General features: G+C 41.3%; 24 protein-coding genes. 17 read left to right on the top strand and 7 right to left on the bottom strand.

Annotated elements, in window-relative coordinates:
- Nucleotides 1-8: 8 nt before the first annotated feature.
- Nucleotides 9-842 (bottom strand): class I fructose-bisphosphate aldolase, encoded by an 834-nt coding sequence (locus F9Y84_RS14890; RefSeq protein WP_147389385.1) that lies wholly within the window; start codon nt 840-842, stop codon nt 9-11.
- 29 nt (nt 843-871) lie between these two features.
- A complete protein-coding gene (locus F9Y84_RS14885) occupies nt 872-2161 on the bottom strand; it encodes a 3-dehydroquinate synthase II domain-containing protein (RefSeq protein WP_147389386.1) in 1290 nt (429 codons plus the stop codon).
- Nucleotides 2162-2533: 372 nt separating this feature from the next.
- On the opposite strand from F9Y84_RS14885, the gene F9Y84_RS14880 reads away from it, so the two are divergent.
- Nucleotides 2534-3430 (top strand): LysR family transcriptional regulator, encoded by an 897-nt coding sequence (locus F9Y84_RS14880; protein WP_125252277.1) that lies wholly within the window; start codon nt 2534-2536, stop codon nt 3428-3430.
- A gap of 141 nt (nt 3431-3571) precedes the next feature.
- Here F9Y84_RS14880 and F9Y84_RS14875 read toward each other — a convergent pair whose 3' ends face one another.
- Complete coding sequence (locus F9Y84_RS14875; RefSeq protein ID WP_128732298.1) at nt 3572-4942, bottom strand: aspartate kinase; 1371 nt, start codon at nt 4940-4942, stop codon at nt 3572-3574.
- Between the two features lie 10 nt (nt 4943-4952).
- A complete protein-coding gene (locus F9Y84_RS14870; RefSeq protein WP_125252275.1) occupies nt 4953-5402 on the bottom strand; it encodes a carboxymuconolactone decarboxylase family protein in 450 nt (149 codons plus the stop codon).
- A gap of 318 nt (nt 5403-5720) precedes the next feature.
- On the opposite strand from F9Y84_RS14870, the gene F9Y84_RS14865 reads away from it, so the two are divergent.
- From F9Y84_RS14865 to speD, 16 genes are all read left to right on the top strand, one after another.
- Nucleotides 5721-6563, top strand: a complete 843-nt coding sequence (locus F9Y84_RS14865; RefSeq protein WP_147389388.1) for an SGNH/GDSL hydrolase family protein — start codon at nt 5721-5723, stop codon at nt 6561-6563.
- A 9-nt stretch (nt 6564-6572) separates the two neighbouring features.
- Nucleotides 6573-7025 carry a GNAT family N-acetyltransferase gene (locus F9Y84_RS14860; protein WP_208723404.1) on the top strand — a complete coding sequence of 151 codons (453 nt, stop codon included), beginning with the start codon at nt 6573-6575 and terminating at the stop codon, nt 7023-7025.
- A gap of 4 nt (nt 7026-7029) precedes the next feature.
- The gene (locus F9Y84_RS14855; protein WP_128732296.1) at nt 7030-7563 is read left to right on the top strand and encodes a nitroreductase family protein; all 534 of its coding nucleotides are present in this window, start codon (nt 7030-7032) and stop codon (nt 7561-7563) included.
- A 2-nt stretch (nt 7564-7565) separates the two neighbouring features.
- Nucleotides 7566-8111, top strand: coding sequence for a nitroreductase family protein (locus F9Y84_RS14850; protein ID WP_125252272.1), 546 nt, complete (start codon nt 7566-7568; stop codon nt 8109-8111).
- Between the two features lie 12 nt (nt 8112-8123).
- Nucleotides 8124-11450: a non-ribosomal peptide synthetase gene (locus F9Y84_RS14845; protein ID WP_147389389.1), complete on the top strand. Its 3327-nt coding sequence runs from the start codon at nt 8124-8126 to the stop codon at nt 11448-11450.
- Complete coding sequence (locus tag F9Y84_RS14840; protein ID WP_147389390.1) at nt 11450-13063, top strand: NAD(P)/FAD-dependent oxidoreductase; 1614 nt, start codon at nt 11450-11452, stop codon at nt 13061-13063. The genes F9Y84_RS14845 and F9Y84_RS14840 overlap by 1 nt, the downstream gene beginning before the upstream one ends.
- A 28-nt stretch (nt 13064-13091) precedes the next feature.
- Nucleotides 13092-14270, top strand: a complete 1179-nt coding sequence (locus F9Y84_RS14835) for an iron-containing redox enzyme family protein (protein ID WP_147389391.1) — start codon at nt 13092-13094, stop codon at nt 14268-14270.
- A 627-nt stretch (nt 14271-14897) separates the two neighbouring features.
- Entirely contained in the window at nt 14898-15908 is a 1011-nt protein-coding gene (locus tag F9Y84_RS14830) for a sigma-54-dependent transcriptional regulator (RefSeq protein WP_161972763.1), read from the top strand.
- A gap of 567 nt (nt 15909-16475) precedes the next feature.
- Nucleotides 16476-17057 carry an anthranilate synthase component II gene (locus tag F9Y84_RS14825; RefSeq protein WP_128732293.1) on the top strand — a complete coding sequence of 194 codons (582 nt, stop codon included), beginning with the start codon at nt 16476-16478 and terminating at the stop codon, nt 17055-17057.
- Between the two features lie 372 nt (nt 17058-17429).
- A complete protein-coding gene (locus F9Y84_RS14820) occupies nt 17430-18605 on the top strand; it encodes an HDOD domain-containing protein (protein ID WP_147391181.1) in 1176 nt (391 codons plus the stop codon).
- A 357-nt stretch (nt 18606-18962) separates the two neighbouring features.
- Nucleotides 18963-20174: an aspartate aminotransferase family protein gene (locus F9Y84_RS14815; protein ID WP_125252264.1), complete on the top strand. Its 1212-nt coding sequence runs from the start codon at nt 18963-18965 to the stop codon at nt 20172-20174.
- A gap of 67 nt (nt 20175-20241) precedes the next feature.
- Entirely contained in the window at nt 20242-21255 is a 1014-nt protein-coding gene (gene astA / locus F9Y84_RS14810; protein ID WP_147391182.1) for an arginine N-succinyltransferase, read from the top strand.
- 15 nt (nt 21256-21270) lie between these two features.
- A complete protein-coding gene (gene astD / locus F9Y84_RS14805) occupies nt 21271-22743 on the top strand; it encodes a succinylglutamate-semialdehyde dehydrogenase (RefSeq protein ID WP_147391183.1) in 1473 nt (490 codons plus the stop codon).
- Nucleotides 22744-22882: 139 nt separating this feature from the next.
- Complete coding sequence (locus F9Y84_RS14800; RefSeq protein WP_176032459.1) at nt 22883-23218, top strand: DUF3802 family protein; 336 nt, start codon at nt 22883-22885, stop codon at nt 23216-23218.
- 106 nt (nt 23219-23324) lie between these two features.
- A complete protein-coding gene (locus F9Y84_RS14795) occupies nt 23325-23738 on the top strand; it encodes an OsmC family protein (protein WP_147391185.1) in 414 nt (137 codons plus the stop codon).
- A gap of 85 nt (nt 23739-23823) precedes the next feature.
- Nucleotides 23824-24633: an adenosylmethionine decarboxylase gene (speD, locus tag F9Y84_RS14790; RefSeq protein ID WP_125252259.1), complete on the top strand. Its 810-nt coding sequence runs from the start codon at nt 23824-23826 to the stop codon at nt 24631-24633.
- A gap of 124 nt (nt 24634-24757) precedes the next feature.
- On the opposite strand, the gene F9Y84_RS14785 is transcribed toward speD, so the two are convergent.
- From F9Y84_RS14785 to F9Y84_RS14775, 3 genes are all read right to left on the bottom strand, one after another.
- Complete coding sequence (locus tag F9Y84_RS14785; RefSeq protein ID WP_147391186.1) at nt 24758-25414, bottom strand: hypothetical protein; 657 nt, start codon at nt 25412-25414, stop codon at nt 24758-24760.
- Nucleotides 25411-25590, bottom strand: coding sequence for a hypothetical protein (locus tag F9Y84_RS14780; protein ID WP_147391187.1), 180 nt, complete (start codon nt 25588-25590; stop codon nt 25411-25413). Before F9Y84_RS14780 ends, F9Y84_RS14785 begins: the two co-directional genes overlap by 4 nt.
- Nucleotides 25591-25744: 154 nt before the next feature.
- Complete coding sequence (locus tag F9Y84_RS14775; RefSeq protein WP_241651636.1) at nt 25745-26050, bottom strand: helix-turn-helix domain-containing protein; 306 nt, start codon at nt 26048-26050, stop codon at nt 25745-25747.
- Nucleotides 26051-26583 lie beyond the last annotated feature (533 nt).

The following is a 26583-nucleotide window of genomic DNA, read 5'->3' as shown; positions in this document are numbered from 1 at the left end:
ATTACTCCTTAACCGGCATAACTAACAGGCTCTTGCTCATCCACAACGCTCATAGATGGTTGTGAAGCGCAAGGAGTGTTACGCAATACTTTTGCGAGGCGAGAGAGTAAAAAGTCTTTGTTATCGCTTTGGAATACACCTCTACCAATACATAGACCTTTCGCACCATATTCCATCGCTGATTGTGCCTTATGCAATAGAATATTTTCGTCACCTTTCTCGCCGCCTGCAAAAAATATTGGCGTGCCATCGTCAGAAGCACTCAGAAGATCAGGAAGGTACTCATCTTTCTCAGGAAAGCCAATTTTGAGTGCATCACTACCAAGCTCAACACCCATGCGGATAAATGAGCGCATGCGATCAACAGCCTCAATACCTTGAGCATTTGCTTTGTCATATACCATGCTTAGCAAAGGGATCCCAAGGGCGTGTGCTTTATCAGCAACAGCGCCGAGTAATCGCGTATTATGTGCAGCGTTGCTTTCGGTAAAGTTAACCTGGATTGATACCGCATCTGCTCCCAATTGAACCGCATAGGCCAAATCAGTAACTAGTTGCTTAGTATCAGCATCCTCAAATAGGCTATTCATACCATTCAAGTGAACCATCACTCCTGTTGAGGAGGGGATTGCATCCGCTAAGATTAGCTTCTCAATCATCCCTTTATGCGCGATGATTGCACTAATATTTGCATTGCTTACCCAGCTTTGAATTGCTTGAGTAGACTCAATTCCTTTGATAGGACCTACAGTAAGGCCGTGATCAATGGGCACAATAAGCCCCGCAGATTGCTCTGGATAGAGCAGTCTGCTTAAACGTAACTTTCTTCCAAAATAACTCATATTGACTAATCCTTTGAGTTGAGCTGTGATTACTTCTCTATGATGTTTTCATCTATTTTGATACCAACGTGACGACCAACTTCAGTGGTGTAGCCCAGTACTTTGTCACCAGCTTTTAGTTCAGAAATGTTCAGTGGTTTAGCATCTGCAGAGAAGATACGAACATGCCAGTCATCCTGCATGATGACGTTCACTTGTTCACCATTAGGGAACTCGACTTCAATGATACGTAGTGGGCGTTTTTCAATTTTTACACGACCTACAGGTGCTGTTCTTACGCGACCTTTAGAGTTTACTAGCATGACATTAGAGCCTGCTTTTAGCTCTGACATGTAATCAGTTCTGTCGTTGGTGTTATAGACATAGCTGTGTACGGCACCAGCATTAACTCTAAATGGACGTAGCTCCATATATGGTAGGAAGTAAACTTCAGGGCAACATAGAATACCGCCTTGAGATGTTGAGCCAACTAACATACCTTCATCATCATCAAATAACGTACCAGTGTCGATACATGCGCGGTAACCCATACCTACCGGGTAGCTGGCTTTTACAGTACCAACTTGGATAGGTAGATTATCTTGCTCACGATGTTCAATACGAGAGATAAACTCATCTAAATAGGAGTGCTCTTCAGGTGAATAAATAACACCTTCTGCACCGTATTCCATTACACCTAATGTAACAATTGCGTCATCAACATCTCTTGGCGATGAGATTTGCTTCATTAGAATAGTGTTGGTTTTTTGCAAAGATGCGATCACAAGCTCGAGTGGAATATTCGTTGGATCTTTAAATAGGATACTTAAATAATCTGCCTTTAAACCATCATATACTGAACTGTGTAGGCTATCGTTGTCATCTACATAACAGTGATAACATACTGAAAAACCCTCTTCTTTTAGAGGTAGAATCATCTGGTTATCAGTGTAGCTAACGACCAATCTTTTTGACTTATCTTCTTTAAACTGTTTACAAAGCTTGCTCTTCTTAAATTGCTCAAGCTCTTTTTTATCAGATAGCTTTAAGATAACTAACATTCTGTTAGGAATGTACTTAATTAAATTCTCGATATTATTTAAATAGGTAATAATACCTGAATACTGTAAATTAATTATTCTTGCAAACATGTCATCATCCGGAGACTGTTGCTTTAGATTTTTTGTATCAAACCAGATGATAGGTCCATTCAGCTCGGCTCTTTTATCATTTTTACCTTCGCCGATATTGCTTAATTTAATCGCATTACGGCGATTAATATTTTCAGCTGTTTCATACTGTTCAGTTACCTGTTCATCTTTTTTGACGGTAGCTTCCATTTTCTTGTCCTTAAATTATTGAGTAGTTGATTTGGTCGACATAGGTAGAGCAAGAAACGAACCACAATAAAACTTCTTTTAAATCATGCGCTTGATTGTTCGTCTAATAGGGGCGGGATAGAAAAAAGTACATGGTGTATTTTTTTTGTTACTGATCTATTAGATAATTTACAACGTAACATATTGTTAAAGGTTTTTAGTTGATTTAGCAGTCTGGATGGTTGCTTATATATGTAAATTTTGTGTTTCTTTTGTTTTTAAGTGGTATATGTATTTAGTGTTTTACATATATGTATACAAATGTATTGTTTTTGTTTTGTTTGAAGTGGTGTATCTTCCTCAGTTAGGAATGGATAACAACAGGTGGTAGTAATGCTGAAAAAGGTATCGACATTTTTAAAAGTCGTAGAGTGTGGAAGTTTTAGTAAAGCAGCCGATGTATTAGGAGTTAGCCCTTCATCTATTTCACGTCAGATCAGTCAACTTGAGGATCAAGTAAAAGGTAAACTACTTAAAAGGACTGCAAGGTCTATCGCATTAACAGAAGTAGGAAGAGAGTATTATAAACAGGCTGCTAAAATCATTCAGGACATTGAAAGTTTAAATTCAATAGGTCAATCTCAGTGTTCTGAGGTTGAGGGTACGCTTAATATATCAGTATTTGAATCATTTGGTCTCAAGTATATCGCTCCATTATTACCTAAGTTTTTACAACAGCATCCTAATTTATCTGTGGAGTTAGACCTGAGTAATGATGTCGTCGATTTATATCGAGAACGTTTTGATGTAGGTATTCGTTTGGGCGTGCCAAAAGACTCTCGTCTTGTTGTTAGGCCGTTGCTCAAAAATAATATGGTGTTGTGTGCATCACCTGAATACCTAAAACAGCACGGTACCATTAAACATCCTAACGAGTTGACGCTACACAATTGTTTGTCACTATGTCGCAATGGTAAGGGCGTAAAATGGAGTTTTTGCCATGAAGGAGAAAAAATTAATGTTGATGTAAAAGGAAACCTTATTTCTGCTGGTGGCCAGGTGTTAATTGAAGCGGCTAAGCAGGGGCTTGGGTATGTTCTATTGCCTGAATGGGCATTACTAAAAGATTTACAAAGTGGTAATTTAGTTCAGTGTTTAGATAACTGGGAAGCGGATATTGGTCGAACACAAATTTATGTGTTTTATTTAAAAGATAATTTTACTCAAAATAATATTCAGGCGTTTTTTAATTTCCTCAAACAAGAATTACCAAGTCAATTTATCATTTAACCTGCTAACCTATTACACATAAATTTGACGTAGTAGTAAGGGATAACCGTCGCTAGAGAGCAAGTTATTATCTTTAGTTCAGGTTATTTAATCTACACCACATATTGGAAGCAGGAGCAATTGCCCCTGCTTTTATGGCTACTATAGCTGAGTCACGCTTTCTGTGGCGATAGCCAGATGCAGCTCTTGTAGCAGTGCCAACAAGTGTTGAGGTTCGACGACAAAGCTCATCACGCTCTCATGACCAAGGCCAAAGGTTCTAATCACTGGGTGCTCATCAAGCAAGTTAGTTACGTAGGTGGTAAAGCGGCTGGCTTGATTTAATTGACTACCCACGATAGAAGCTAAAGATAAGTCTTGTTCACATTGGATCAAAATATCTTCAAAACCGTTAGAGATCAGGTATTGATCAATTTCATTGAGGCGTGCTTCGTCCATATTTTGGGTGATCAACACAATGCTATTTGCATGTAACTCGCAGACTTGAAAATGAAGTCCCAATTGTGTGATCAATGCAAGTAGTAATTGGATCCGTGTTAGCTCTGCAAGACCGCTTTGATTGATCGTTAACAATGATACATTATTCAAATAAGTGACAGAGTATGCACCTGTTGGTTCATTGATATTATGGATCAACGTATGCTTCCCTGAGGGTTTAAAAGTAGAAGCTACTTTAATAGGAATACATCCTTGCATTGCCGGTTCAATAGACTTTCTGTGAAGCACTTTTGCTCCCAAGTTTGCCAGCATAGCAGTAGCACGATAGCTCAACTCCTCAATCGCAAACGTATCAGCAATAATACGCGGATCTCCTGAATATACACCTTCGACATCAGTCCAAATTTGTAACTCTGTTGCTTGGCTTGCTTGGGCGATGATTGCTGCACTAAAATCACTGCCGCCACGACCCAAAGTAACGAGTTCGTCAGTCTCGATGTGTTTTGCAATAAATCCCTGAGTAACGATAAGTTGCTCTGAAGGAAGTAACTCAAGTTGTTGCTGACAAGCTTGAGTGCACAATGCAATATCGACTTGATAGTCATCATACTCATCACCGCTAACAGAAATGAGTTCTAACGCACTGCGCTCTTGATTTTGCAAGCGACAGCTGGCAAAAATCATTGAGACTAGCTTTGAGGAAATGATTTCGCCCATCGAAATAATCGTGTGATAGTCGCTGTTATTTCGAGTGTGAAAGAAGCGGGAGGCTTTCCTTGCCAATTGTTCAAGCCATATTGAGATCGCTTCATTACATACCTGTTGCAGTGGTAAGCCGTACATTGGTAGTGTGAAGTTTTCATAAAATTGGGTGATCTCAGAATGGATCAAGCTGATGTGCTCTAAAGAACGAGAACGGGTCAAAGCAACCAGTTTTTCAGTGATCCCTGCTTGGGCACTGACTACAACCACTTTCACTGATTTATCATTTTTGACTATATTGGCGCACTGCAAAATAGATTCAAAAGAAGCTACACTTGTTCCGCCGAATTTCGCAACCTTTAAAGCACTCATGGAATTATCCTTATACGTTATATGTTCCTGCAACAGTTCCAATTGACAATACCAAGCGGTTCCAGCTATTGATACCGATCACAGCCAAGCTTAGCTCACCAATTTCACTGTTTGAGAAATAGGCTCTGACTTCTTCATACACGTGGTTTGGTACCTGTTCTGTTGAGATGTTAGTGAGCGTTTCTGTCCATAATAAAACCGCACGCTCTTTCTCATCAAAGTAAGGCGTTTCTCTCCAATTTTGCACATTGATTAATTCATGAACATCAAGCCCATCTTTTTGCGCATTTTTGAAGTGCATATCAACACAAAATGCACAACCGTTAATCTGCGAAGCATACAATTTGATCAGGTGTAGTAATTTCTTATCAATTGAGCTTGACTGGATATTCTGCTCCATATTCATAAGAGAATTGAAGACAAACTCAGGCATATCTTTATAAGTCATTCTTTCTTTCACGGTTGTTCTCCTTACATTTAGTATGTTAACCAGAATGAACAAGGCAAAATTTAAGCCAAGGTTAATTTGTTTTTTTAATATTATGATATTTATAGGTTTTTTGTTGGTTTTTGCTGGGAGGCATGGTTCCAGCATGGAGAAAGATGAAATTATGTTTTGCTCTGAGTACCCAATGTAATCAATCTAGTACTTCGCGCCACTGAATAGCTAAGTGAAAGTTTAAAAATCTATATTTATCAATATGTTGGATGTTTGGCATGGAATTTGGTTATTACCCTGTAACACGAGAGGATTTGAATTTTATTTGAGGGTGTGGCCATGTCACAAGACGATTTAGAAAAAGCGAAAAGGATTATACGATTTTTTCATCCGGAAAAACGTTTCAGTTTTATGTCGGGTGCGAATGACCCTGCGGTATTAGCAGCAATGTTTGGTGTACCCCAAGACACCTACCTTGCGATCCGAAACGAGTTTGAACTTAACGTCAACCTTGCTGCGCGAGAGCTGCTTAATGAACCTGATTACCTAAAAAGCATTCAACAGATCCCGCTTGTAGATAATGCCACTATTGCAGTGATCGGTGATAGTTTGACGGATGATTATCAATCTTGGTTTGAAATCTTGCAAAAAAGTTTTCAGATTGCCCGTCCTGAAGCCAATATCACTTGGGTAAACACGGCATTGTCTGGTGATACCACAATGCAGCTATTTTCAACATTAACTCAAATAGAAGCGGTAAAACCTGATTACCTATTTTGCTTGATTGGTACCAACGATGGCCGAGTTCATGGTGATGGCAAAAAGTCATGCACAGGATTTAGAGAGGTGATTGATAACCTGTCTGAAATCGCTACGCGTGCTGAATCTTGTGTGCAAAAAGAGTTTATCTGGATCACTCCTGTAGGTGTTCAAGAAGATTGGATCAAAGAAGATTGGCTACTGAATAAGTTTAACGCTTCTTGGAGTCATCAACAGATCTTACAAACCGCTGAGCTGATCCGTACTCGCCCAGAAAAACACATCGATATTACCGAGATTTTTGCAGGTGAAAGGCGTGACGCCATGTTCCTTGAAGATGGCTTACATTGGAGCCTACAAGGACAGAAATCGGTAGCTAGAAGTGTTGTCACAGGTTTCCATCGCATTTTGATGCAGCGCTAAGGAGTGCCCGTGAGTATTAACATAAAAGTAGCTAGCCTCGAAGACAATGCCCAAGTTGCAAACTTGTTTGATTTATATCGTCAGTTTTATAAACAAGATAGCGATCTAGATGGTGCTGCGAGCTTTATTCATCAGCGCTTGATGAAAAAAGACTCAACTATTTTTCTCGCAACGTCAGAGGAAAGCGAACTAGGATTCCTACAGGTTTATCCAACATTTTCTTCCATTTCAATGGCTAATGTATGGCTTATTAATGATCTGTATGTATGCAGTCGTGCTCGAGGCCAGGGAGTTGCAAAACAGTTATTGCAGCAATGTGTTGAACAAGCTGAGCAACTGCAAGTGAAGTTAATTCGCATCTCAACTGAGTTTAGCAATACCGCAGCGGCGAAGCTATACGAGCAATTTGGCTTCGAAAAAGATACTCGCTTTCAACATTATAACTATTTCTTAAAAGGATAATGAGATGGATAGACAAGAAACGTTACATCAGCTTATTAGCGCTGCTTTTCTAGCGCCAACGTCTTTCAACTTGCAGCACTTTAGGTTTATTGATGTGCAAGATAAAGATAAGCAACAAACACTACTTAGTGCAGCTGCTAACTGGGCTGATGAAGGTGAACCTGAGTTTGTTATTGCACTTTGTGGTGATAACAACAGTTGGCAAGAGGCAGCGAATTTTGCCAAGCACGTAAGTGATGAATTTGTCGAAATGTCGCAGCAAAAAGCCACTATGGTTTATAGCAGCAACGAAGTAACACGACGTGATGAAGTTAACCGCACCAATGGCTTTGCATTTACCAACATGTTGGTGAAAGCACATCAATTGGGGTTAGGTTCTCGTGTACTTGAGATAGACAGTCCATCTTCAGTCACTGATTTATTGAATATATCTGACGCCTATTCGCTGTCGGCTGTGGTGGTGTTTGACAAAGCATTAGCCAAGCCACTACTTAAATGCCAACCGGATTTAAACCTAATCTCTGAAGATGGATTTTAATTATGAATATGTTTTCTAACGAAAGACTGGCTGTTGCCATGCGTGAGCGCCGCGCAATCAAGCACTTTGAACCAAGCTTTGTTATTCCTGAAGGTGATAGAAAGCACATCCTTTCATTCGCTACGGAGTTAGACCTTGGCTTTAATATGCCACCACTTAGGATCTGTCGTGTATCAGACATGGCATTAAGAGAGCAAATTAAAGAAGTCGGCTTTCAGCAGCCACAACACACCGGTGCAAGTGAGCTTTGGGTTGTATGTATTGATACTAAAGCGCTTTCAACTAAAGAAGCAGAGCACGCAAGAACGCAAGCGATGTTTTATGGTGCTGCATATTCACAAGCCTTGATGCTTGGCGCAGCTAGCTTAGGTTATGACTCATGCCCAATGATAGGTTTCCAGTTTGGCCCTGTTGGTGAGTTGATCTCGCTGCCAGAGTCTTACGTGCTGTGTAACTTTGTGGTGATGGGTAAGCGTAAAAAAGCCCCGCTTACACGCGGCTCAAAACTCGCTATCGAAGATGTTTTATTTACTGATGAATTAGTGTAAGGCGGCAGTAAGATGGCTTTATCCTCGTTAAGTTTTCCAGTTTCAGCTGAACTACAACCGGTAGCTAGTACAGGTTTTGTAGCCGCATTGGCGCAAATATTACAACGTGTACTAAAAGTAGAACAGTTGGCGATTACACTAGATGAGTGTTATCGGTTGATAGCGCTCAATGCAGAAAGTGAACGTCGCGATATTGAGCTGCAACTTAACGAGGTATTTACGGATCAAAACTGCTTTTCTCAGCTAACGATTGAGCCGCGGACAGCTGAGCATGGTGGTGCGACAGCACAGTTAGTTTTGGCGCTAGGCGACGGGCAAATCAACATTACATTTGATGACTCGATTTTTTCAGAAGCGCTACTTAACACCATACTTGAAAGCGCCTTAACCCAGTTAATGGACGCTCAAACAAGAGCCACGGCTGCGCTACATATGCAGCGTCAACATTTTTCGGGTACTGAAGCGGCATGCTTAGCTGATATTAATCAGCAGTTTCTGCATATAGTTGATCAATATCCAATGCGACTAGCCATTACTGATGGTGATATTTGCCTCACTTATGGTGAGCTAGCGCAACAAGTAAGCATACTTGCATCTCGCTTGGCTAACCTTTCAGTGCAAGGTAAACGAGTTGCAGTGGTATTGCCTCGCGGCCATAAAACCGTTATTTCAATGCTTGCAATTAGCTTTGTTGGGGCAACGTATGTCCCGATAGAGACGTTAAACCCAGTTTCTTATATTTGCGAGCAGATCAATCATATTGCAGCGGCGGTGGTTATCTGTGATAAGACTGATGATAGTTATCAAGACTTACCAAATAGCCATCATTGGGACTCACTGATTGCCTCAGCTGGTACAGAGTTTGTTCCAGAGGTGATGCACCCAGACAGGGAATTTACGGTGTTGTTCACCTCTGGATCAACCGGTAAATCTAAAGCTGTGGTTCATGCAGAGCGCTCTTTTTTAGCCCGATTTGATTGGCAATGGCAAGTCTCGCCAATTACCGCTGAGGATGTTGTCGGACAAAGAACTAATGTTGGCTTTGGGCCACACATTTGGGAAATCTTAGGAGCCATCTTAAAGGGGGCGCACCTGGTTATCTTGACTGATGCTATTGTGGCAAATCCAAAGCAATTAATTAGTTATATTCAGCAATATGAAATAACTCGGCTTGCTCTAGTGCCTTCGATAGCGAAATTGTTGGTTGAGACCAAAGGGGTGCAAGCAAATTGTCGCTCTTTACAAGTTTGCTCGTTAGCGGGTGAAGAATTTGGCATGCAGTTAGTTGAAAAACTAAGGAACACATTTGTAGGTTGTCAGATATTTAATGACTTCGGTTCTACTGAGTGTAATTGCATGTTCTTCCATCCAATCAGCAATGAAGTCACCTTGGGTAGACCTTCTAGTGCCGCATCGTTAACTATCATCAATGATGCTGGTGAGCCTTGTTTACCATTTGAAGCCGGCATGCTGCATGTAAATGGAAAGACGTTGGCCAAAGGGTATGTCAACGAGCAAGGAGAAATTACCGAGCTGCCACAATCACAATATGGGTATGTCACAGGAGACAATGTTTTTTTTGACGAAAAAGGCTATTTGTATTCTCAAGGACGCAAGAATAATGTGGTTAAAGTGCGGGGAATGCGTGTCGACATCGTGAATGTTGAACAGCAATTACAAACATTATTAGAGATAGACAAACTCAAGTTAGTCGCTCGCAAAAAGTCAGATGGTGAAACCCAGCTGATCGCTTTTTACCAGTCTTCGCATCTTGCTGTTGAATTGCTACGACGTTGTAAAGATAAATTACCAGTGCACTACTGTCCGGCATTTTTCTTTTCAGTCAGCTCTTTTCCGCGTTTACCAAACGGCAAGTTAGACCGAATGCAGCTGTTGAAGAAATTACAAACGCACGCTGACCATAACCAAAGTACAGCCAAAGATAAGCTTATCAAGATCCTTGCCGATATTACGGAGCTGCCATTATCAAGTCTTGATATTGAAGCTTATTCACTGGTTGAACTAGGCGTGGATTCATTAGGACTAGTGAAAGTCGCGCATGCTATAGAATCGGTGTTTTCGCGCTCTGTTTCTTTGGCGCAGGTGGCTGCAATTACTTGCTTTTCTGAGCTAGTGGAGTTAGCGCAAGGGCGCTTTGTCACACCAACACAGAAATTAGTACATCAAGATGTAGATCATTTATTGACTTACTTTACGACGTTGCAGCCACAGTCTAACCCCGCAGGTAACAGTGTATTGCTCACCGGTGCCAGTGGGTTTATCGGGGCATTTATGCTAGCCGAATTAACTAAGCATCATATCGTTTATTGCCCGGTTAGAGCGCAAAACTCACAGCATGCACAAGCCAAAGTTCAGCAAAATCTACAAAAATATGGTTTATCGGTTGAAATACCTGAAAACCTTCGCGTAGTGGCTGGTGATATTACCAAACCCAACTTTGCCTTATCAAAAGTACACTTTGAGCAACTCATTGACGAGGTTGGCACTGTGTATCACTTAGCGGCAAATGTGAACCATGTACAAAGTTATGCAAACTTACGTATTGAAGTGCTGCAAACATGGGAAAACTTACTGCCATTTATCAACCGTGCTGGTAGTCAGTTTCATTTTTTCTCCTCAATTGCGGTATGTAAATTAATTGATGGGCATTGGCGTGATGAGGCTGTGCCTGAAAACCCAGACTCGATAGCTTCTGGCTACGGTCAAAGTAAGTGGCTCGCAGAGCAGTTACTTACAAGCTGCCAAGCTGCAGCATCCATCAACATTTATCGACTTGGTGAAATAGGTGGCTGTCGAACGACAGGGCAAGGCCGAAGCGACGACTTTGTACATAATTTATTGGCTGTGATGTCGGCTATTCCTTTTTACCCAGCAGAATTGGCGGAGTCGACTCTGGTGGTGGATGTGTTGCCTGTGGATTGGTTGGTGCAATTTACTCAGCTGGCGATGGCGCAACAAAAAGTGACCTTGTTTAATTTGCAAAACCCAAGTCCTACGCCGCTTAGTCGCGTATTGGACGATTTGGGGTGTAAGCCATCAACAGAGGTCAGCTGGCAACAATGGCTAACAGAAATTCACCAATGCGTAATCGACAACGCCGATAGTTTACTAAATGTTTTACCTTTTTATACCACACCTAATGATCCTAGTTGGCTCAATTACTTTTCATCTTTGGAAATGGACTGTAGTGCAATGACGCAGATCTTAGGTGATCGTCTAGGAACACCTGAGATCGCTCAATTGCAGTGGCGCGAGTATGCGCAAAATTGGCGTAAACACGGATTAGATTTTAACAAAAACAAAGGAGCACAGTTCTAATGAACGGAGCAGACAATACCATAGTGATTCTGGGTGGGGGGCTTGCAGGATCAACATTAGCTAAACAGCTGATCATGATGTATCCCAACTTAGATATTAAGATCTTAGAGTTTAACTCTTACCCAGTACCACTGGCTAAATTTAAAGTTGGTGAGTCAACTGTAGATATGGCAGGGCACTATCTTAGAAATGTATTGCAACTTGAAACACATTTAGAACAAGAGCAATTACCTAAATATGGGTTACGGTTTTTCTTACCTGATGGTGACAATACGGATATTACCACTCGCGTAGAAGTTGGTAATGGTCAGCGTCCTTTATCCAAAAGCTACCAGCTAGATCGCGGTAAATTTGAAAACTTTATGCATGCGACGTTGCTTGAGCAAGGCGTTGATTTTATTGACTCTGCAAAAGTGGTCAACATTGCTATCAATGAATCATCTCACCGTGTCACCTATGTTAAGGACAGTGGTTCAGAACATACGATAGAAGCTCGTTGGGTGTTAGACGCAAGTGGTGGTGCGCGACTATTGCAAAAAACACTTAACCTTGAAGCGGTGCATACCAAAAGTCACCACTCAGCATGGTTTAGGGTTGCTGGCAAAGTGGAGATCAACGATCTATCCACCGATCCACAATGGTTAGCACGAGTTCCTGAAGTTGCTCGTCAATTATGTACTAACCACCTGATTGGCAAAGGTTACTGGGTGTGGATCATTCCACTATCAGGAGATAACACCAGTATTGGTGTGGTGGTTGACCCTGAGTACCACGATGTGGAACAGCTTAAGACATTAGAGTCTACGCACGCTTGGTTAAGCCAGCACGAGCCACAACTGGCAGCGCTATTACAAGCTAAACAGTTTGAGGTTATGGATTACAAAGCGATGGGCAACTTTACTTATCGTTGTGAATCATTGTTTAGTCCAAATCGCTGGGCGTTGACCGGTATTTGTGGTTCGTTCACAGATCCATTCTATTCACCAGGCACTGACTTTATTGCCATTGCAAACACACTGATTTGTAAATTGGTTGGTGAAGATCTTGCTGGAAACGATCTTAAAGCGCCATGTATGGCTTCCGAGCAGATGTACTTTGCTGGCTACGACTCATTAATCAGCACAGTAGAGAATCAATACGGCATCTTTGCACATAATTTGGCAACCAGCTGTAAGCTGTTGTGGGATGGCACATTAGCGTGGTCAGGCGCAGGCTTGATGTTTTGTAATGACCGATTTACAGATGCAAAAATTGCCATGGAAGTATCAGATGAACTGATGCTAATGGGCAAACTGCATACCACAATGCAGCAAGTATTCCGTCGCTGGAGTACCTCAATTCCTGACCGCGAGCTGCGCAAAGACATTATTGTCGACCAGCTAGATAATTTTGGCCAACGAGCACAAAGAGCGTTAGTGCAAGATTATTCAGATGAAGCGTTAGTGGCGCAGGTCAAACAGAACTTCAATACGTTGTGCACATTGGCTGTCGCAATGTTCAAACTAGTAGAAGATAAACCCGTTACAGATTCAGAAGTGGCTTTATTGGTATCCGGTTACCGTCATGAGCCTGAGGTAGAGACTGAGCTGAACAATTTACTTTTCAATCATTAATATTAAATAATAAAACTTGGAGTATATCATGCAAGGAACAGTAACTAGCGTATCAAAAGCTCGAGTTGGTGAGCGTTTTGAAGAACTAGTCTCAAAACATCCACTGTGGCAAAACCCACTTCTAGTGGCATGTTCTAAGAACGAATTAAGTCTTAAAGACTATGGCTACTTAATTGCTCAACACTTTTACTATTCAAGAGGGTTTACACGACTATTGTCAGCCCTAATGATGCAGTGTGACGATGATAAGTTCAGAGCTGAGCTTTCTCATAACTTATGGGAAGAAGCTGGCGAAGAAAATATGGAAGAGCGCCATTCAAATTTACTACGTAAAATGATGAATGATGTTTTTGATATTGCAAATCCAGACGGAACCGATTTTAAAACCTACACCGTGACGTATTTTGACGAGTGCCTACGTTTTCTTAAAAACACGAATAGCATCGGTGCTGCGGCATTCCTTGGTTGGGGTACTGAAGGGGTTGTTGCCAATATTTATGAATATTGGTTCGAAGGCCTAAAAGGTTTAGGTGTAGAAGAAGAAGCGCTACGTTATCTAAGTCTACACATGGAGTGTGATGATGAGCACGCAGAAGTTATCGAAAATATCGCACTATCACAGTGCAATGATGATGTGTCTTCACATGCACAAGAGATTGAGGCAGCGATCAACAAAGCGCTCGATTTACGTGACGAGTATTTCCGCGCAATCTACCAAGATATTACGACAGCGAAAATTGAACCGCTAGTATCGGCTATTTGTGGTAAGCAACCGTACTATAAAGTTGAAGATGTGCCTTTGTTTAGTAGCTCATTAACGCAAAATAGCGGTGTGAAGTTATATAGCAACCAACAACAAGATGATGGCATTAACTTTGAAGTAAGCCGTTTTAATATTGGTTGTGAAGTGATGGATCCAAGGTTACTTGAGATCCCTGAAGGCTGTCGCAACGAGTGTCATAAGCATGCTCACGAATCAATGTTCTATGTTGTATCAGGCGAGGGTCGAGTGCATATTGCTGATGAGCATATTGAAGTGTCAGCAGGTCAACTTATTTACGTACCACGCTGGGTTGATCACTATAGTGAGAACACCGGAGAGGGTAAACTGACTATTCTTGCAATCACCGACTTTGGTTTGACTAAACACTTTTCAAATAACACTGACTTTAGCTATAGAAAAAAGCAACAAGAACAAGTTGCTTAATTATTCCAAGTTCTGGTTAGTTAGGCTCAGAGTCAAGGGTGCTTGCACTCTGAGCTACTCATCCTTTCGTTTTTTGACTATTTATTACTGTTGACTTGCAGTTTTTTCAACTTCTCACTCATTCAAGTACATATATAACGTTGCACGTTGTTTGTAGCTTTTTGATTATTATTAGTTTTTTCTTTTTTTCTTCACATTCTCATGACTTTTTTTAGCGTACAATTAAGGTTGCATCTGATGCAATCATAGTTTGACGTATTTTGTATTTTAATCATTGTTAAACTGGTTAATAATGTGTTTTAAGGAATGTTCATAATGTTACAACAAGGTTGCATTTAGCTATTTTATCTTATGGTTTTCTCTATTTTATTGAGTATTTTGAAACACTCAATAGGTGGTAAATAGCAGCGTAAAACCCCGTGTAATAACTAATACCAACAGTTCTTTATAAGGCAAAAAACGAAATAACAAAGTAAGGAGATGTTTTTGTTATTACTTTTTTACCTTTCTCGTCACACAAAGAAAGTTGGAGCCATGGTGCACTGGGTGGGCAATACCATTGCAGTAAATGATTAATGAGCGTTTTCCTGTAGTAAGTTGCGTCGGATGTTCATAAAGAGGGGAAGTATGGATAAGTATAATAAAGTACTAAACGGGGTCGGAGCTGAAAATCTAATTATTGATAGAGATGAAGACTTCAAAGCCTGCATCTTAGCTAAAAATGAAGAGCTTGCGAGTATTATTCAAGGTGAAACGGGAACAGGTAAAGAAGAGTTTGCTAAATTAGTGCATCGCAAACGTATTTATCTGCAAGGAGAAGAGGTTCCTTTCGTTTCTGTTAACTGTGCAAACTTTAATAACGAATTATCGTTATCGCTTTTATTTGGTCATGTGAAAGGTGCCTTCTCAGGGGCTGAAAAGAGCACAGATGGCTTTATCGCAGAAGCAAACGGTGGGATTTTATTTTTAGACGAGATCCACACCTTGTCTATCGAGACCCAGCAAAAATTACTGCGGGTACTCAATGATGGTTCTTATAGCCGTCTAGGAGATACCAAAACGCTCTACTCTAAATTCCAAGTTATCGCTGCGACGACTAAAGACTTGGATGAAGAAGTTGAAAAGGGCACTTTTTTAATGGATTTAAGGTTTCGGTTACTGGGCATCGAGTTAACCATGAAGCCACTGCGTGAACGCAAAGACGATATTCCTAAACTGATTGATGTTTTCCTTAAAAATAAGGACATTATGCTCAGTCCTGCACAATATACTGAGTTAGTCAGCTTATGTAAGAAGTATTATTGGCAAGGCAACATTAGACAGCTTTTTGGGGTTTTGAACGCCTGGATTGCGATGTGCGATGGTAAAGTGAATATTGCTTATTTTCCACAATATAACAACATGCTAAAACCATCAGCAGTGTCTAAAAGTGACAAAGGTGGGTATGGCAAAGTCATGTCGGTATTAGAGCGTGCTATTAGCCTAGATATCTCCTTTTCTGAAGCAATAGAAGAAGTTGAATGCTTCATTATCGAAGAAGCAATGGGTCTCAATCCCAGCGTTTCTGACGTTTATCAAGGTTTACAGCTAAGTAGAAATAATTTTTACGTAAAAAGACGAAAGTACGGCTTAACGTAATAAAAGACCAATCAGCCTTAATACTTGCTCAATTTGAAGGAGTAAATCTGACGCTAACAGCGTGCTCGACAAGATTTTCTCGCCTCAAAATAGACTACTTACTTAAGACAATTGGTATAAATCACTTTCTGAGGTGGCAGACAGTTACGCCGCCTCTGCACTTCTTTATAACCGCTGTTCTTTGGCTTAAATACGCGCTATCACTTTTACCAAATTCGTTTTAAGGCTGCTGTATCTTTGCAGTCCGTGCTACACTCCTGCCGTTTGTAATTTGGCCGTCGTGATTTGCCCATCATCGTACTGAGTGAGTTTTACTCATTATCTCGATGTACAAAGTCGATGCTCAAATTTAAGAGCCTGATATTCGTATAATGAACGCTAACCCATTTTGTCTGATGCTTGCTCAACTTGAGGGCGTAAAATAGTCGCTAATGATGTAAAAAGTTGCTTATTTGGCATAACCAAATAGTCAAACTTTTGCTGTGTTATCGATAAAATTGTCTTACCTCAAAATAGAGCAGTTAATGAGGCAAATTGGCATAAGCTATGGTGTGGAGTAAAGCTTATATGCTGTTAATGATCGATAACTACGATTCTTTTACGTACAATTTAGTACAGTACTTTCAACGTTTGAATATTGAAGTATTGGTTAAGCGTAATGATGAACTTAGCATCGCTCAAATTAAGCAGCTTCGACCAAAGTATCTAGTGTTGTCTCCAGGACCTTGTACGCCGAATGAGGCAGGTATATCACTGCAAGTAGTGGAACAGCTTCAGGGCAGTTTGCCTATTCTGGGGATCTGTTTAGGTCATCAGACAATTGCGCAAGCGCTAGGAGGTAATGTGCGCCGTGCCAGACAAGTCATGCACGGTAAAACTTCTCTTGTATATCACAATAATAAAGGGGCATTTAACGGGCTTCCTTCGCCTTATGAAGTCTGCCGATACCATTCACTTATTGTAGAAAAAAACGCCTTGCCAGCAACGCTTGAAGTGAGCGCATGGACACAGTCCCCAGAAGGTAAGTTTGATGAAATTATGGGACTTGTCGCACCAGATAGGGCGCTTGAAGGAATACAATTTCATCCTGAAGCAATCTTGACCGAGCATGGGTTGGCATTACTTGATAACTTCCTAAAACGCTTCTAAAGTTTAAACAAAACCAGCTCTGTTTTGTAATTGTGCAAATAATCTGCACGCTTGAGGTCGTGTGGGTATAATACCAATTTGACTTAATACTTGCTCAATTTGAAGGAGTAAATCTGACGCTAACAGCGTTAAAAATTTCTTATTTAGAACAACTAAATAGCAAAATTTTTGCCTTGTTATCGACAAGATTTTCTCGCCTCAAAATAGACCACTTAATTAAGAAAATTGGTATAAGCTTGGAGATGATGTTTCTGTCAGTGCTTTAAGATACGCACAATAAAACTTTAATATTGCCTTTAGTGGTATAATATCGAACAATACGACTGTCTGTTGAGTGCTAAACTCATTGTTTCCTTTAGATAAGTAGCATGCATGACGCAAGAAAATAAGCAAATTAGAATGGCACAAGCGCTTTCTGAGCGCGCCCATGACCTTCTTATCAGCCTTAACTTTGCCCAAAAGCAAATCGGCTATATCCATACTTTTGATATTAGTTATGGAGAAAATATTGCCCAGCGTACCATGCTTGAGGTGGAGATTGCTGCGGCTGCAAAACGACAGGAAAGCAGTACGACTCATCATAAATACATAGCTAAAGCAAGTAAGCACTTACATTCAGTTATTGAAGAGGCAATTGCAAAACAATTACATGATCTTGATACCATTTACCATGAAGTGGTTGGCATTCAAGATTCGGTTCCTGCCATTTTTGATATTTTGGCCGTGCGTTCAGCGTCAGTAGGGCGATTAGAGCCACTCGTAAATGATCTCAGTTGGTTAGGGCGAGAGCTTGTATCTTTGGTGAATTTGCCGCAGTATCGCAAGAAAAATAGCAAAGGCACATCGATTAAAGTCGATACCCCCGCGCTGGCACTGAGGTATTTGGGCTTAGAAAACCTGCAAATGGTGATCCCGACGATGGCGGTGAGGCATTGGATGCCCCATGCAACAGAACCGTTTGGCTTAATGAAGCGTAAAATGCGGGAGCTAAGTATGAGCACTGCAATTGCAGCAAAGGAGCTTGCCCCATTTTTTGGTGTTAAAGAACAACATGCCTTTACCTTGGGAATGTTACTTGAACTGGGCAAAATTGCGTTAGTCAGACTGTATTTACGTACTTTTGAAAGAGTATGGCAAGCCAAAGTACAAATCGCCCGTGATAAAAAGCAAAAAGATCTACATACCGCGCTAATGGAGCTATCTCCAGATCCCCTATTTTTGCGTAACTTGCTGTTAGAACACTCCGCAGATATATCTCGAAAACTAATAGAGAAAATGGAGCTGCGTTACCTTCCCTTTAATGCGGTAATGGAAGAGTATTCGCAAACTTATTTACCAAAATCGCATAAAAAAATAGTGGATCCGTTACCACTGACACAAGTGATGCAAAAAGCCTATGGCTATGCTCAAATGCTTGTTCTAAAAGACAGTCAGTTGATAGAAGATGACGAAGCTGAGATTTTACTCAGTCATCTAGAACTCACTGAAGAAATGCGTCAGCAATTGGCAAAATGTGCATTCCATAACCTTCAGTTGACGATTTTGTAAAAAAAAAACGGAATTTTTTTTGCGACTATTCATTCAGAACCTAACCTTTAATGATCAGTGCAAGGCTGCATCATGCTTGCTTTGCCCTGAATATCAGCCCTAAATAGTTATTCACTTGAGTTGAGAATATATGTTAAACCCTTGAATGCAAAGGGCTGGGAACATGCTATAAGTGAGACAAATGGCGCTTTTTCTGAAATAATGAGCGTATGAATTTTGTGCCATCAAGGGGCGGGTCAAAATACATAGCACCTAATTGGTGTGAATAAATATCCTATCAAGCGGTGGCAATACGCCAACCTTCAAACGGAATGACTCCTTGTTTGCACTTTCACTCACCAAATATGAGGAAATAAAATGACTATCAATCGTGAATTGTTTGACGACGTAATGGTACCTAACTACGCACCTTCTGCTGTGATCCCAGTAAAAGGCGAGGGCTCTCGCGTGTGGGATCAAGAAGGTCGTGAATACATCGACTTTGCTGGTGGTATCGCAGTTAACTGTTTAGGTCATTGTCACCCAGCTTTGGTGGGCGCATTAAAAGAGCAAGGCGAAAAAATCTGGCATTTGTCTAATGTAATGACTAATGAGCCTGCACTACGTCTTGCGAAAAAGCTTACTGATGCAACATTTGCAGAAAAGGTCTACTTCGCCAACTCTGGCGCAGAAGCGAACGAAGCGGCACTAAAACTTGCGCGCCGTTGGGCACTTGACAAGTTCGGTGCTGAAAAATCGCAAATCATTTCATTTAATCAAGGTTTCCACGGCCGTACATTCTTTACGGTTACTGTGGGTGGTCAAGCTGCGTATTCGGATGGTTTTGGTCCAAAGCCTGGCGATGTAGTTCACACAAACTACAACGACTTAGCAGCGTTTGAAGCTCTTATCTCTGACAATACTTGTGCAGTGATGATGGAGCCGCTACAAGGTGAAGGTGGCATTATTTCACCAACCGCTGAGTTTGTTAAAGGTGTGCGTGAACTATGTGATAAACACAACGCGCTACTTATTTTTGACGAAGTACAAACTGGTGTTGGTCGTACAGGTGAACTATACGCATACCAAGGCTTAGGGGTAACACCAGACATTCTAACCACAGCTAAAGCACTAGGTGGTGGCTTCCCTATCGGGGCAATGATCACGACCACTGAAATTGCAGCGCACCTAAAAGTAGGTACTCACGGTTCAACATACGGTGGTAACCCATTAGCTTGTGCGGTTGCTGAAGCTGCATTTGATACCGTTAACACAACAGAAGTGCTTGACGGTGTAAAAGCAAAAGAACAGCTTTTCCGTGAATTACTTAATGACATCAACGAAAAGTACAACGTATTTAGTGAAGTACGTGGTAAAGGTCTATTGCTTGGTGGCGTAGTTACTGAAAAGTATCAAGGCAAAGCAAAAGAGTTCTTGGTTGAAGGTATCAAACAAGGCGTGATGTCACTTGTGGCTGGTGCAAACGTGGTACGTTTTACTCCATCTTTAGTTATTCCTGATGCTGACATTCGCGAAGGAATGGCACGCTTTGAAAAAGCGGTTGCTGCGGTAGTTGCTAACAACGCCTAATACTGATTGCAAGGTCACCTTTTGGTGGCCTTGTTGTTATCCACATTTTTGAGGAGTAAGCGGGCTCATGATGATCCTTCGCCCAATCCAAGAAAGCGATTATCCAGCGCTTTTAAACATTGCTCATGAATCAGGCCACGGTTTTACCTCTTTGCCTGTTAACGAAGAGCTATTACAGAAGAAGATTGCACGTTCAGTTGCTTCATTTGGTAAGCAAGCAGACAAGCCTTTTGATGAAGGGTATTTATTTGTATTAGAAGATACAGAAACTGGCGAGGTGGTTGGTACCAGTGGTATCGAAGCTGCGGTTGGTTTGGATGATGCGTTTTATCATTACCATCTGAGCAAAGTGATCCACTCTTCTCGCACGCTGAATGTTTACAAAGCAGTGGATATTTTAACGCTATGTAATGATTACACTGGCGCAACGGAACTATGCACGCTGTTCTTAAAGGATGGTTATCGTAAGGGAAGCAACGGCAAACTCTTATCTCGCTCTCGCTTTATGTTTATTAATCAACATCGTGCGCGCTTTGCCGAAACCGTGATTGCAGAAATGCGCGGCGTGTCGAATGAACAAGGTGAAAGTCCATTTTGGCAGTGGCTTGAAGAGCATTTCTTCTCTATGGACTTCCCAACTGCTGATTACCTCACGGGTATTGGCCAAAAGGTCTTTATTGCAGAGCTAATGCCAAAATACCCAATCTACGTCAACCTGCTCAGTGAAGAAGCACAAGCGGTGATTGGTGAGGTACATGACAATACTCGCCCTGCGATTGAGCTATTAAAGAGTGAAGGTTTCACCTTTAACGGTTACGTTGATATTTTTGACGCAGGCCCTACTGTTGAAGCCAAAGTGAGCAATATTCGCACGGTATGCAATAGCGAAAAGCGCACAGTGAAAATAGGCGATAGTCAAGGTGGATTCCCTGTTATGGTCGCAAATGATAAACTTGTGGACTATCGCGCAGCGGTCATAGAGTTAACTTTGTCTGATGACAATGAGATAACGCTTGCTCCACATGTTGCTGCGGCGCTAAAAGTAGAAGAAGGCGATCAAGTAAGCCTAGTGAAGATTTAAGATTGGGAACAGATTATGACAACACATGCAGCACAACTAATTAACGGTGAGTGGATTGCAGGACAAGGCGAAAGCTTTAGCTCTGTAAACCCAGCAAACAACGACGTAATTTGGACAGCAAACGCAGCAACAGCAGCGCAAGTTGATAGCGCAGTAAAAGCAGCACGTGAAGCTTTCTATTCATGGAGCGACATGAGCTTTGCAGCGCGCTTAGAAATTGTTAAGCGTTTTGCTGAAGTACTAAAAGAAAATAGCGAAGAGTTGGCTATCGCAATTGCTAAAGAAACGGGCAAACCACTTTGGGAAACTCGCACCGAAGCGGGCGCTATGGTAGGTAAAATCGCAATTTCTGAGAAAGCTTATCAAGAGCGTACTGGCGTGGTTGAAAATCCAATGCCTGTTGGTCGTGCAGTTATTCGTCATAAAGCGCACGGCGTGGTTGCGGTGTTTGGCCCATATAACTTCCCAGGCCATCTACCTAATGGTCACATTGTACCTGCGCTACTGGCTGGTAACACGGTTATTTTCAAGCCGTCTGAACTCACACCATACGTTGCTGAGTTAACACTTAAGTACTGGCAACAAGCAGGTCTTCCTGCGGGCGTGATTAACTTAGTTCAAGGTGAAGTTGAAACTGGTAAGGCACTTGCGTCACATGCTGGTATCGATGGCTTATTCTTTACTGGTTCTTCTCGTACTGGTCATTTATTACATGAGCAATATGCAGGCCAACCAGGTAAGATCTTAGCGCTTGAAATGGGGGGCAATAACCCACTCATCGTAAAAGACGTAGCGGATACCAAAGCGGCAGTGCATGACATTATTCAATCAGCGTTTATTTCAAGCGGTCAGCGTTGTACTTGTGCTCGTAAGCTATTTCTTCCGGCAGGTGAGCAAGGTGACATCATCCTTGAGCAACTGATCAAAGCGACTAAAGCGATTAAGGTTGGCAACTTTGATGATGCAGAACAACCATTTATGGGTTCAATGATCTCAAATGCAGCTGCAGCCGGTATGGTAAAAGCACAGCAACAGCTTGTTGAGTTAGGTGGTGAGTCGCTTATTGAGCTGACGCACACAGAAGGCACAGGCTTTGTGACGCCAGGTATCATCGAATGTACTAACATTGCAGACTTCCCTGATGAAGAACACTTTGGCCCGTTATTAAAAGTATTCCGCTACACAGACTTTGACGCGGCAATTGAAAAAGCAAATGAAACAAGCTTTGGTCTTTCAGCGGGTCTACTCGGTGACAACGAAGCGGATTACGACCGCTTCTTACGCCGTATTCGCGCTGGTATTGTTAACTGGAACCGTCCAATCACAGGTGCGTCAAGCGCTGCGCCATTTGGTGGTATTGGTGCTTCAGGTAACCACCGTGCAAGTGCTTATTATGCAGCAGATTACTGTGCATACCCAGTTGCTTCAGTAGAATTAGAGAAGGTAACATTACCTGCAAGCTTGAGCCCAGGTTTATCTTTAGATTAAAATAGCACTATCAATTTTATTGATAAAAAAGCAGCTTCGGCTGCTTTTTTGTGTCTAGTTGTCTACAAAAGTAGCAATCGAAAAAACTTTCTGCTTAAATCAATAGGAGATGTCTTTGATAGGTTCAGGTGAGCAAAGTATGGTTTTAGATAAACAAGGATATGATGATTTAGTCATGTATTTGACGCAAAATTTAGCCTTGTTTGAGAAGTCCGGGACGGTAGAGCCTGGTGCTCCAACAGTCTTGGAATTGATCGAAGATGTGATTGCTGAAAATGTTATCCGTATTTGCGAGCAACACAGTGAGCTTTCTACAGAGCAGCGTAGCATGATTGTGCGCGAGGTAGATGGCATTGTGTATGACTTGCAAGAAGTACTGTCGAGCGTTGTTGATAGACGTGTCACCATAGAGCAAAAAGAGTTTATTGAGGAATTTGCCGGCTTGGTGAAAAACCTGTTTGACTCAGCGGTATAGGTTGGCACAATTATCGTTAATAGAACCACACTACACTGTAAAGTGAAAAGTGGAATATAAAATACACCGCCTCGTGGCGGTGTTATTGCTTTTATAAAGGATAACTATGTTAGCTTGCGTTAAATGGGTTGAAGGCGATACCTTCATTGGGCGCTCAGCGTCAGGGCACAATGTGGTATTTGATACCGGCGCCGACAGTGCCGCACCAAGCCCAATGGAAATGGTATTGATGTCAGCTGGCTGCTGCTCGTCGGTTGATGTGGTCAGTATTTTACAAAAAGCGCGTCAGGATGTTACTGACGTCGAGGTAAAGCTTACCGCAGAGCGCGCTCCGAGTGCGCCACGGGTTTTTACAAAAATTAATTTACACTTTGTGGTAACGGGACGAAATGTCTCTGAAAAACACCTAGTAAGAGCCATTAGTTTGTCAGCTGAAAAGTACTGCTCCGTGGCTTTAATGCTTGAAAAAGCAGTAGAAATTACGCATAGCCATGAAGTGATTGAAATTGACGCAAAATAACGCTTTTTCATGGCGTTATTTTCGTATAAAATCCGCGAACTTTTGTTTCTGCAACGCAGATTTTTTGTATTAAGGTGGGTCTATCGTGAACAAGCCCTTTGATAAAATTAAACTCCATGGCTTTAACAACTTAACTAAGAGTTTAAGCTTTAGCATTTACGATATTTGCTACGCCAAGACCGAGCAGCAACGTAAAGAGTATCTAGAATATATTGATGAGCAATACAGTGCTGATCGTTTGACGGATATTCTCAAAGACGTGACAGATATTATTGGTGCAAACGTATTAAATATTGCACGTCAAGACTATGAGCCACAAGGGGCAAGTGTGACGATTCTAGTATCAGAAGAGCCTGTTGAACAACAGACTTTTGATAGCAACGAAGCACCAGGTCCTTTACCTGATTCGGTGGTTGCACACTTAGATAAGAGCCACATTTGTGTGCATACTTATCCTGAAGCACACCCTCATGATGGTATTTGTACGTTCCGAGCGGATATTGAAGTATCAACGTGCGGTATTATTTCACCACTTAAAGCACTGAACTTCTTGATTCACTCGCTAGAGTCAGACGTAGTAACAATCGATTACCGCGTACGTGGTTTTACTCGTGACGTAAATGGCGTGAAGCACTATATTGACCACGCTATTCACTCTATCCAGAATTACATGACGGAAGATACTAAAGATGCCTACCACATGGTAGATGTAAACGTGTATCAAGAGAACTTATTCCACACTAAGATGATGCTTAAGGAAACAGATTTAAATGCGTATCTGTTTGGATTGAGCACCGATGATTTAGACCAAGACGAAGAAGAAGAAATTCGCCAAAAGCTAAATCGTGAAATTCAGGAAGTGTTCTACGGTCGTAATTTACCTGAGACGGAATAATCCGTAGTATCAGGATAAGTAACAGTAAAAGGCGCCTTGGCGCCTTTTTTAATGTCTGAAATTCCTTGTTAAGTCATCATATAAGCGCATAGAGCACGACTGTGCCCGCTTTTATAAGGAATCACTAAGATTCGCTTTCTAATTCCTCATCTGGCGTATCAGGACGCTGACGTTCAACAAAGGCGGTGGCTAGAATCGTTGTTAACACAAGAGCACATAGGATTGATTTCAGAATTTCGTAGTTTTTATATACCCAAGCCCAACTCCAAAAGGGCTTAGATGTTTCTTCTGATACACCGAAGATTAGATCCATATTTCTAATGAGATTCTCACCAAAAGCTGCAAGGTCAACTATCATGTAAGCAAAGAAAATACCGTATAGAATAGGGTCGGCATGTGTTAAATAAACGCTACGCCAGTTTTTTGGGTTAGTAAGGCGGACAAAACGAAGTGACCAATATACTCTGTGTTTTAGTAAAACAAAAATCATAAGATCCAATAGAAAGTGAGCAGCAAAAATAAAGAAATTTACAAAGTGCGGGGGCAACACTGAGGTGCGCAAGCTAATAATATATTGTACGAGCATGTATTCGATTATAGTGACGATGAATAGGGTTACACTAATATGCTGCAAGTTCACTAGCTGTCGTGACGTAAAAGTCACGATAGCTAGCAATGCCATGATATGAACCATATAGGCAAAATCAGTGAAATAATGAAGAGCTGAGAACCCAATAGTCATTAAAATTGCTAGTAGCAAAAAGTACCAAGAATTTTTCATTGATTCCCCACTGGTAATGGCCAATAAATCATTGTTCTTGCTGAAGAGCCTTTCTCTCCTCTGGGGTCTTTGGTTTTACCGCCCAGAGTTCCCCCTGATACTTGTTCAATCAAATTCTGTGTTAGTGGAGTTGAGCGTGTAGGCTGGCTTGGCGTATTTTTTATTGAAAAGCGCATAATGATATCCTTTCTAAGTTAAGTTTTAAGGTGCTCTGATTACACCCTACTTTACTCCTTAATAAACAAGTTGAAAACATCATGTAGTCAATATGCGTGATACGTAACGTGATTGTTTGATATGTGTGATGGCACGGATAAAAGGTTTGGGCATTCATTTGCGGCTACCTTCTTTACTTGGTTTGTTACGTGGGGTTGGGGACTTACGCCAAAGCTTAGCATCATCAATTTTATCTCTAAGCGCTAAAATTTGCTCCCTTAATGGGTTTAGGTTAATCCCACAAGCGTCACACCACACTTCAAAATACTCGTAAGGGAATTTACTCACTCCCTTTTCATAGTTTTCATAAGTGCCGCGCTCTACACCGACTAATTTAGCCATTTCGAGTGTTGTTTTACCGGCCACTTTACGCATACGGCGCAAGTCATCTGCGGTAAAGCGCTTGTCAAATTTACCCACCAACTCAATCCTTTTTGTTTGCCGCTTGTGCGTTACAAATAGCGCAATGTACTTTTGCGCTGATTGGTTATATTTATTAGCTTAACCAGGTTGCATTTTTGTATCTAAACAGTAAACGCGAGTTTATCTTAGAAAATTTATTTTTCAAGCTTTGTCAGACCAAAAATGTATATTTTGTTTCACTGTTATTTGCTTCGCATAATTTTTTGTGCGAAGCACACAAATGTTATTTTAATTCAGCACCGCTATGTTGTTATTTATCTTGTGTGTTTACTGATAAATTTAACAGTAAATTTAAAAAATTTTGCTTCGCGCAGATTTTTGCTCAAAGCTTTTGTTACTTTAGTGTGAAATAAAGTGAACATGTTGGAGAGCAATATGGATTATCTACGCCAATATCATGACTCGCGAATTCAACTCCGAAGTGCACCACTCGCTAAATTAAGCTGCTTTACGTACTTTGCGTAATTTATTGAATACAACAGCAGGCTGTTTATACCCTAAACACTTTCTCGGTCTGGCATTTAATGCCC

Origin of the sequence: Pseudoalteromonas peptidolytica (assembly GCF_012641745.1) — a bacterium.
Taxonomy (GTDB): Bacteria; Pseudomonadota; Gammaproteobacteria; order Enterobacterales; family Alteromonadaceae; genus Pseudoalteromonas; species Pseudoalteromonas peptidolytica.
The sequence above is the reverse complement of the archived record's forward strand: the minus strand, read 5'-3'. Positions and strand labels throughout refer to the sequence as shown.

Bases quoted from the DNA above. Each gene is read 5' to 3' on its own strand.
- F9Y84_RS14820 (WP_147391181.1), top strand. From the start codon at position 17,430: ATGACGCAAGAAAATAAGCAAATTAGAATGGCACAAGCGCTTTCTGAG.
- F9Y84_RS14850 (WP_125252272.1), top strand. From the start codon at position 7,566: ATGAATATGTTTTCTAACGAAAGACTGGCTGTTGCCATGCGTGAGCGC.
- F9Y84_RS14875 (WP_128732298.1), bottom strand. From the start codon at position 4,942: ATGAGTGCTTTAAAGGTTGCGAAATTCGGCGGAACAAGTGTAGCTTCT.
- F9Y84_RS14780 (WP_147391187.1), bottom strand. From the start codon at position 25,590: ATGCGCTTTTCAATAAAAAATACGCCAAGCCAGCCTACACGCTCAACT.
- F9Y84_RS14825 (WP_128732293.1), top strand. From the start codon at position 16,476: ATGCTGTTAATGATCGATAACTACGATTCTTTTACGTACAATTTAGTA.
- astD (WP_147391183.1), top strand. From the start codon at position 21,271: ATGACAACACATGCAGCACAACTAATTAACGGTGAGTGGATTGCAGGA.
- F9Y84_RS14785 (WP_147391186.1), bottom strand. From the start codon at position 25,414: ATGAAAAATTCTTGGTACTTTTTGCTACTAGCAATTTTAATGACTATT.
- F9Y84_RS14815 (WP_125252264.1), top strand. From the start codon at position 18,963: ATGACTATCAATCGTGAATTGTTTGACGACGTAATGGTACCTAACTAC.
- astA (WP_147391182.1), top strand. From the start codon at position 20,242: ATGATGATCCTTCGCCCAATCCAAGAAAGCGATTATCCAGCGCTTTTA.
- F9Y84_RS14840 (WP_147389390.1), top strand. From the start codon at position 11,450: ATGAACGGAGCAGACAATACCATAGTGATTCTGGGTGGGGGGCTTGCA.
- F9Y84_RS14890 (WP_147389385.1), bottom strand. From the start codon at position 842: ATGAGTTATTTTGGAAGAAAGTTACGTTTAAGCAGACTGCTCTATCCA.
- F9Y84_RS14855 (WP_128732296.1), top strand. From the start codon at position 7,030: ATGGATAGACAAGAAACGTTACATCAGCTTATTAGCGCTGCTTTTCTA.
- F9Y84_RS14795 (WP_147391185.1), top strand. From the start codon at position 23,325: ATGTTAGCTTGCGTTAAATGGGTTGAAGGCGATACCTTCATTGGGCGC.
- F9Y84_RS14845 (WP_147389389.1), top strand. From the start codon at position 8,124: ATGGCTTTATCCTCGTTAAGTTTTCCAGTTTCAGCTGAACTACAACCG.
- F9Y84_RS14830 (WP_161972763.1), top strand. From the start codon at position 14,898: ATGGATAAGTATAATAAAGTACTAAACGGGGTCGGAGCTGAAAATCTA.
- F9Y84_RS14865 (WP_147389388.1), top strand. From the start codon at position 5,721: ATGTCACAAGACGATTTAGAAAAAGCGAAAAGGATTATACGATTTTTT.
- F9Y84_RS14880 (WP_125252277.1), top strand. From the start codon at position 2,534: ATGCTGAAAAAGGTATCGACATTTTTAAAAGTCGTAGAGTGTGGAAGT.
- F9Y84_RS14835 (WP_147389391.1), top strand. From the start codon at position 13,092: ATGCAAGGAACAGTAACTAGCGTATCAAAAGCTCGAGTTGGTGAGCGT.
- F9Y84_RS14885 (WP_147389386.1), bottom strand. From the start codon at position 2,161: ATGGAAGCTACCGTCAAAAAAGATGAACAGGTAACTGAACAGTATGAA.
- F9Y84_RS14800 (WP_176032459.1), top strand. From the start codon at position 22,883: ATGGTTTTAGATAAACAAGGATATGATGATTTAGTCATGTATTTGACG.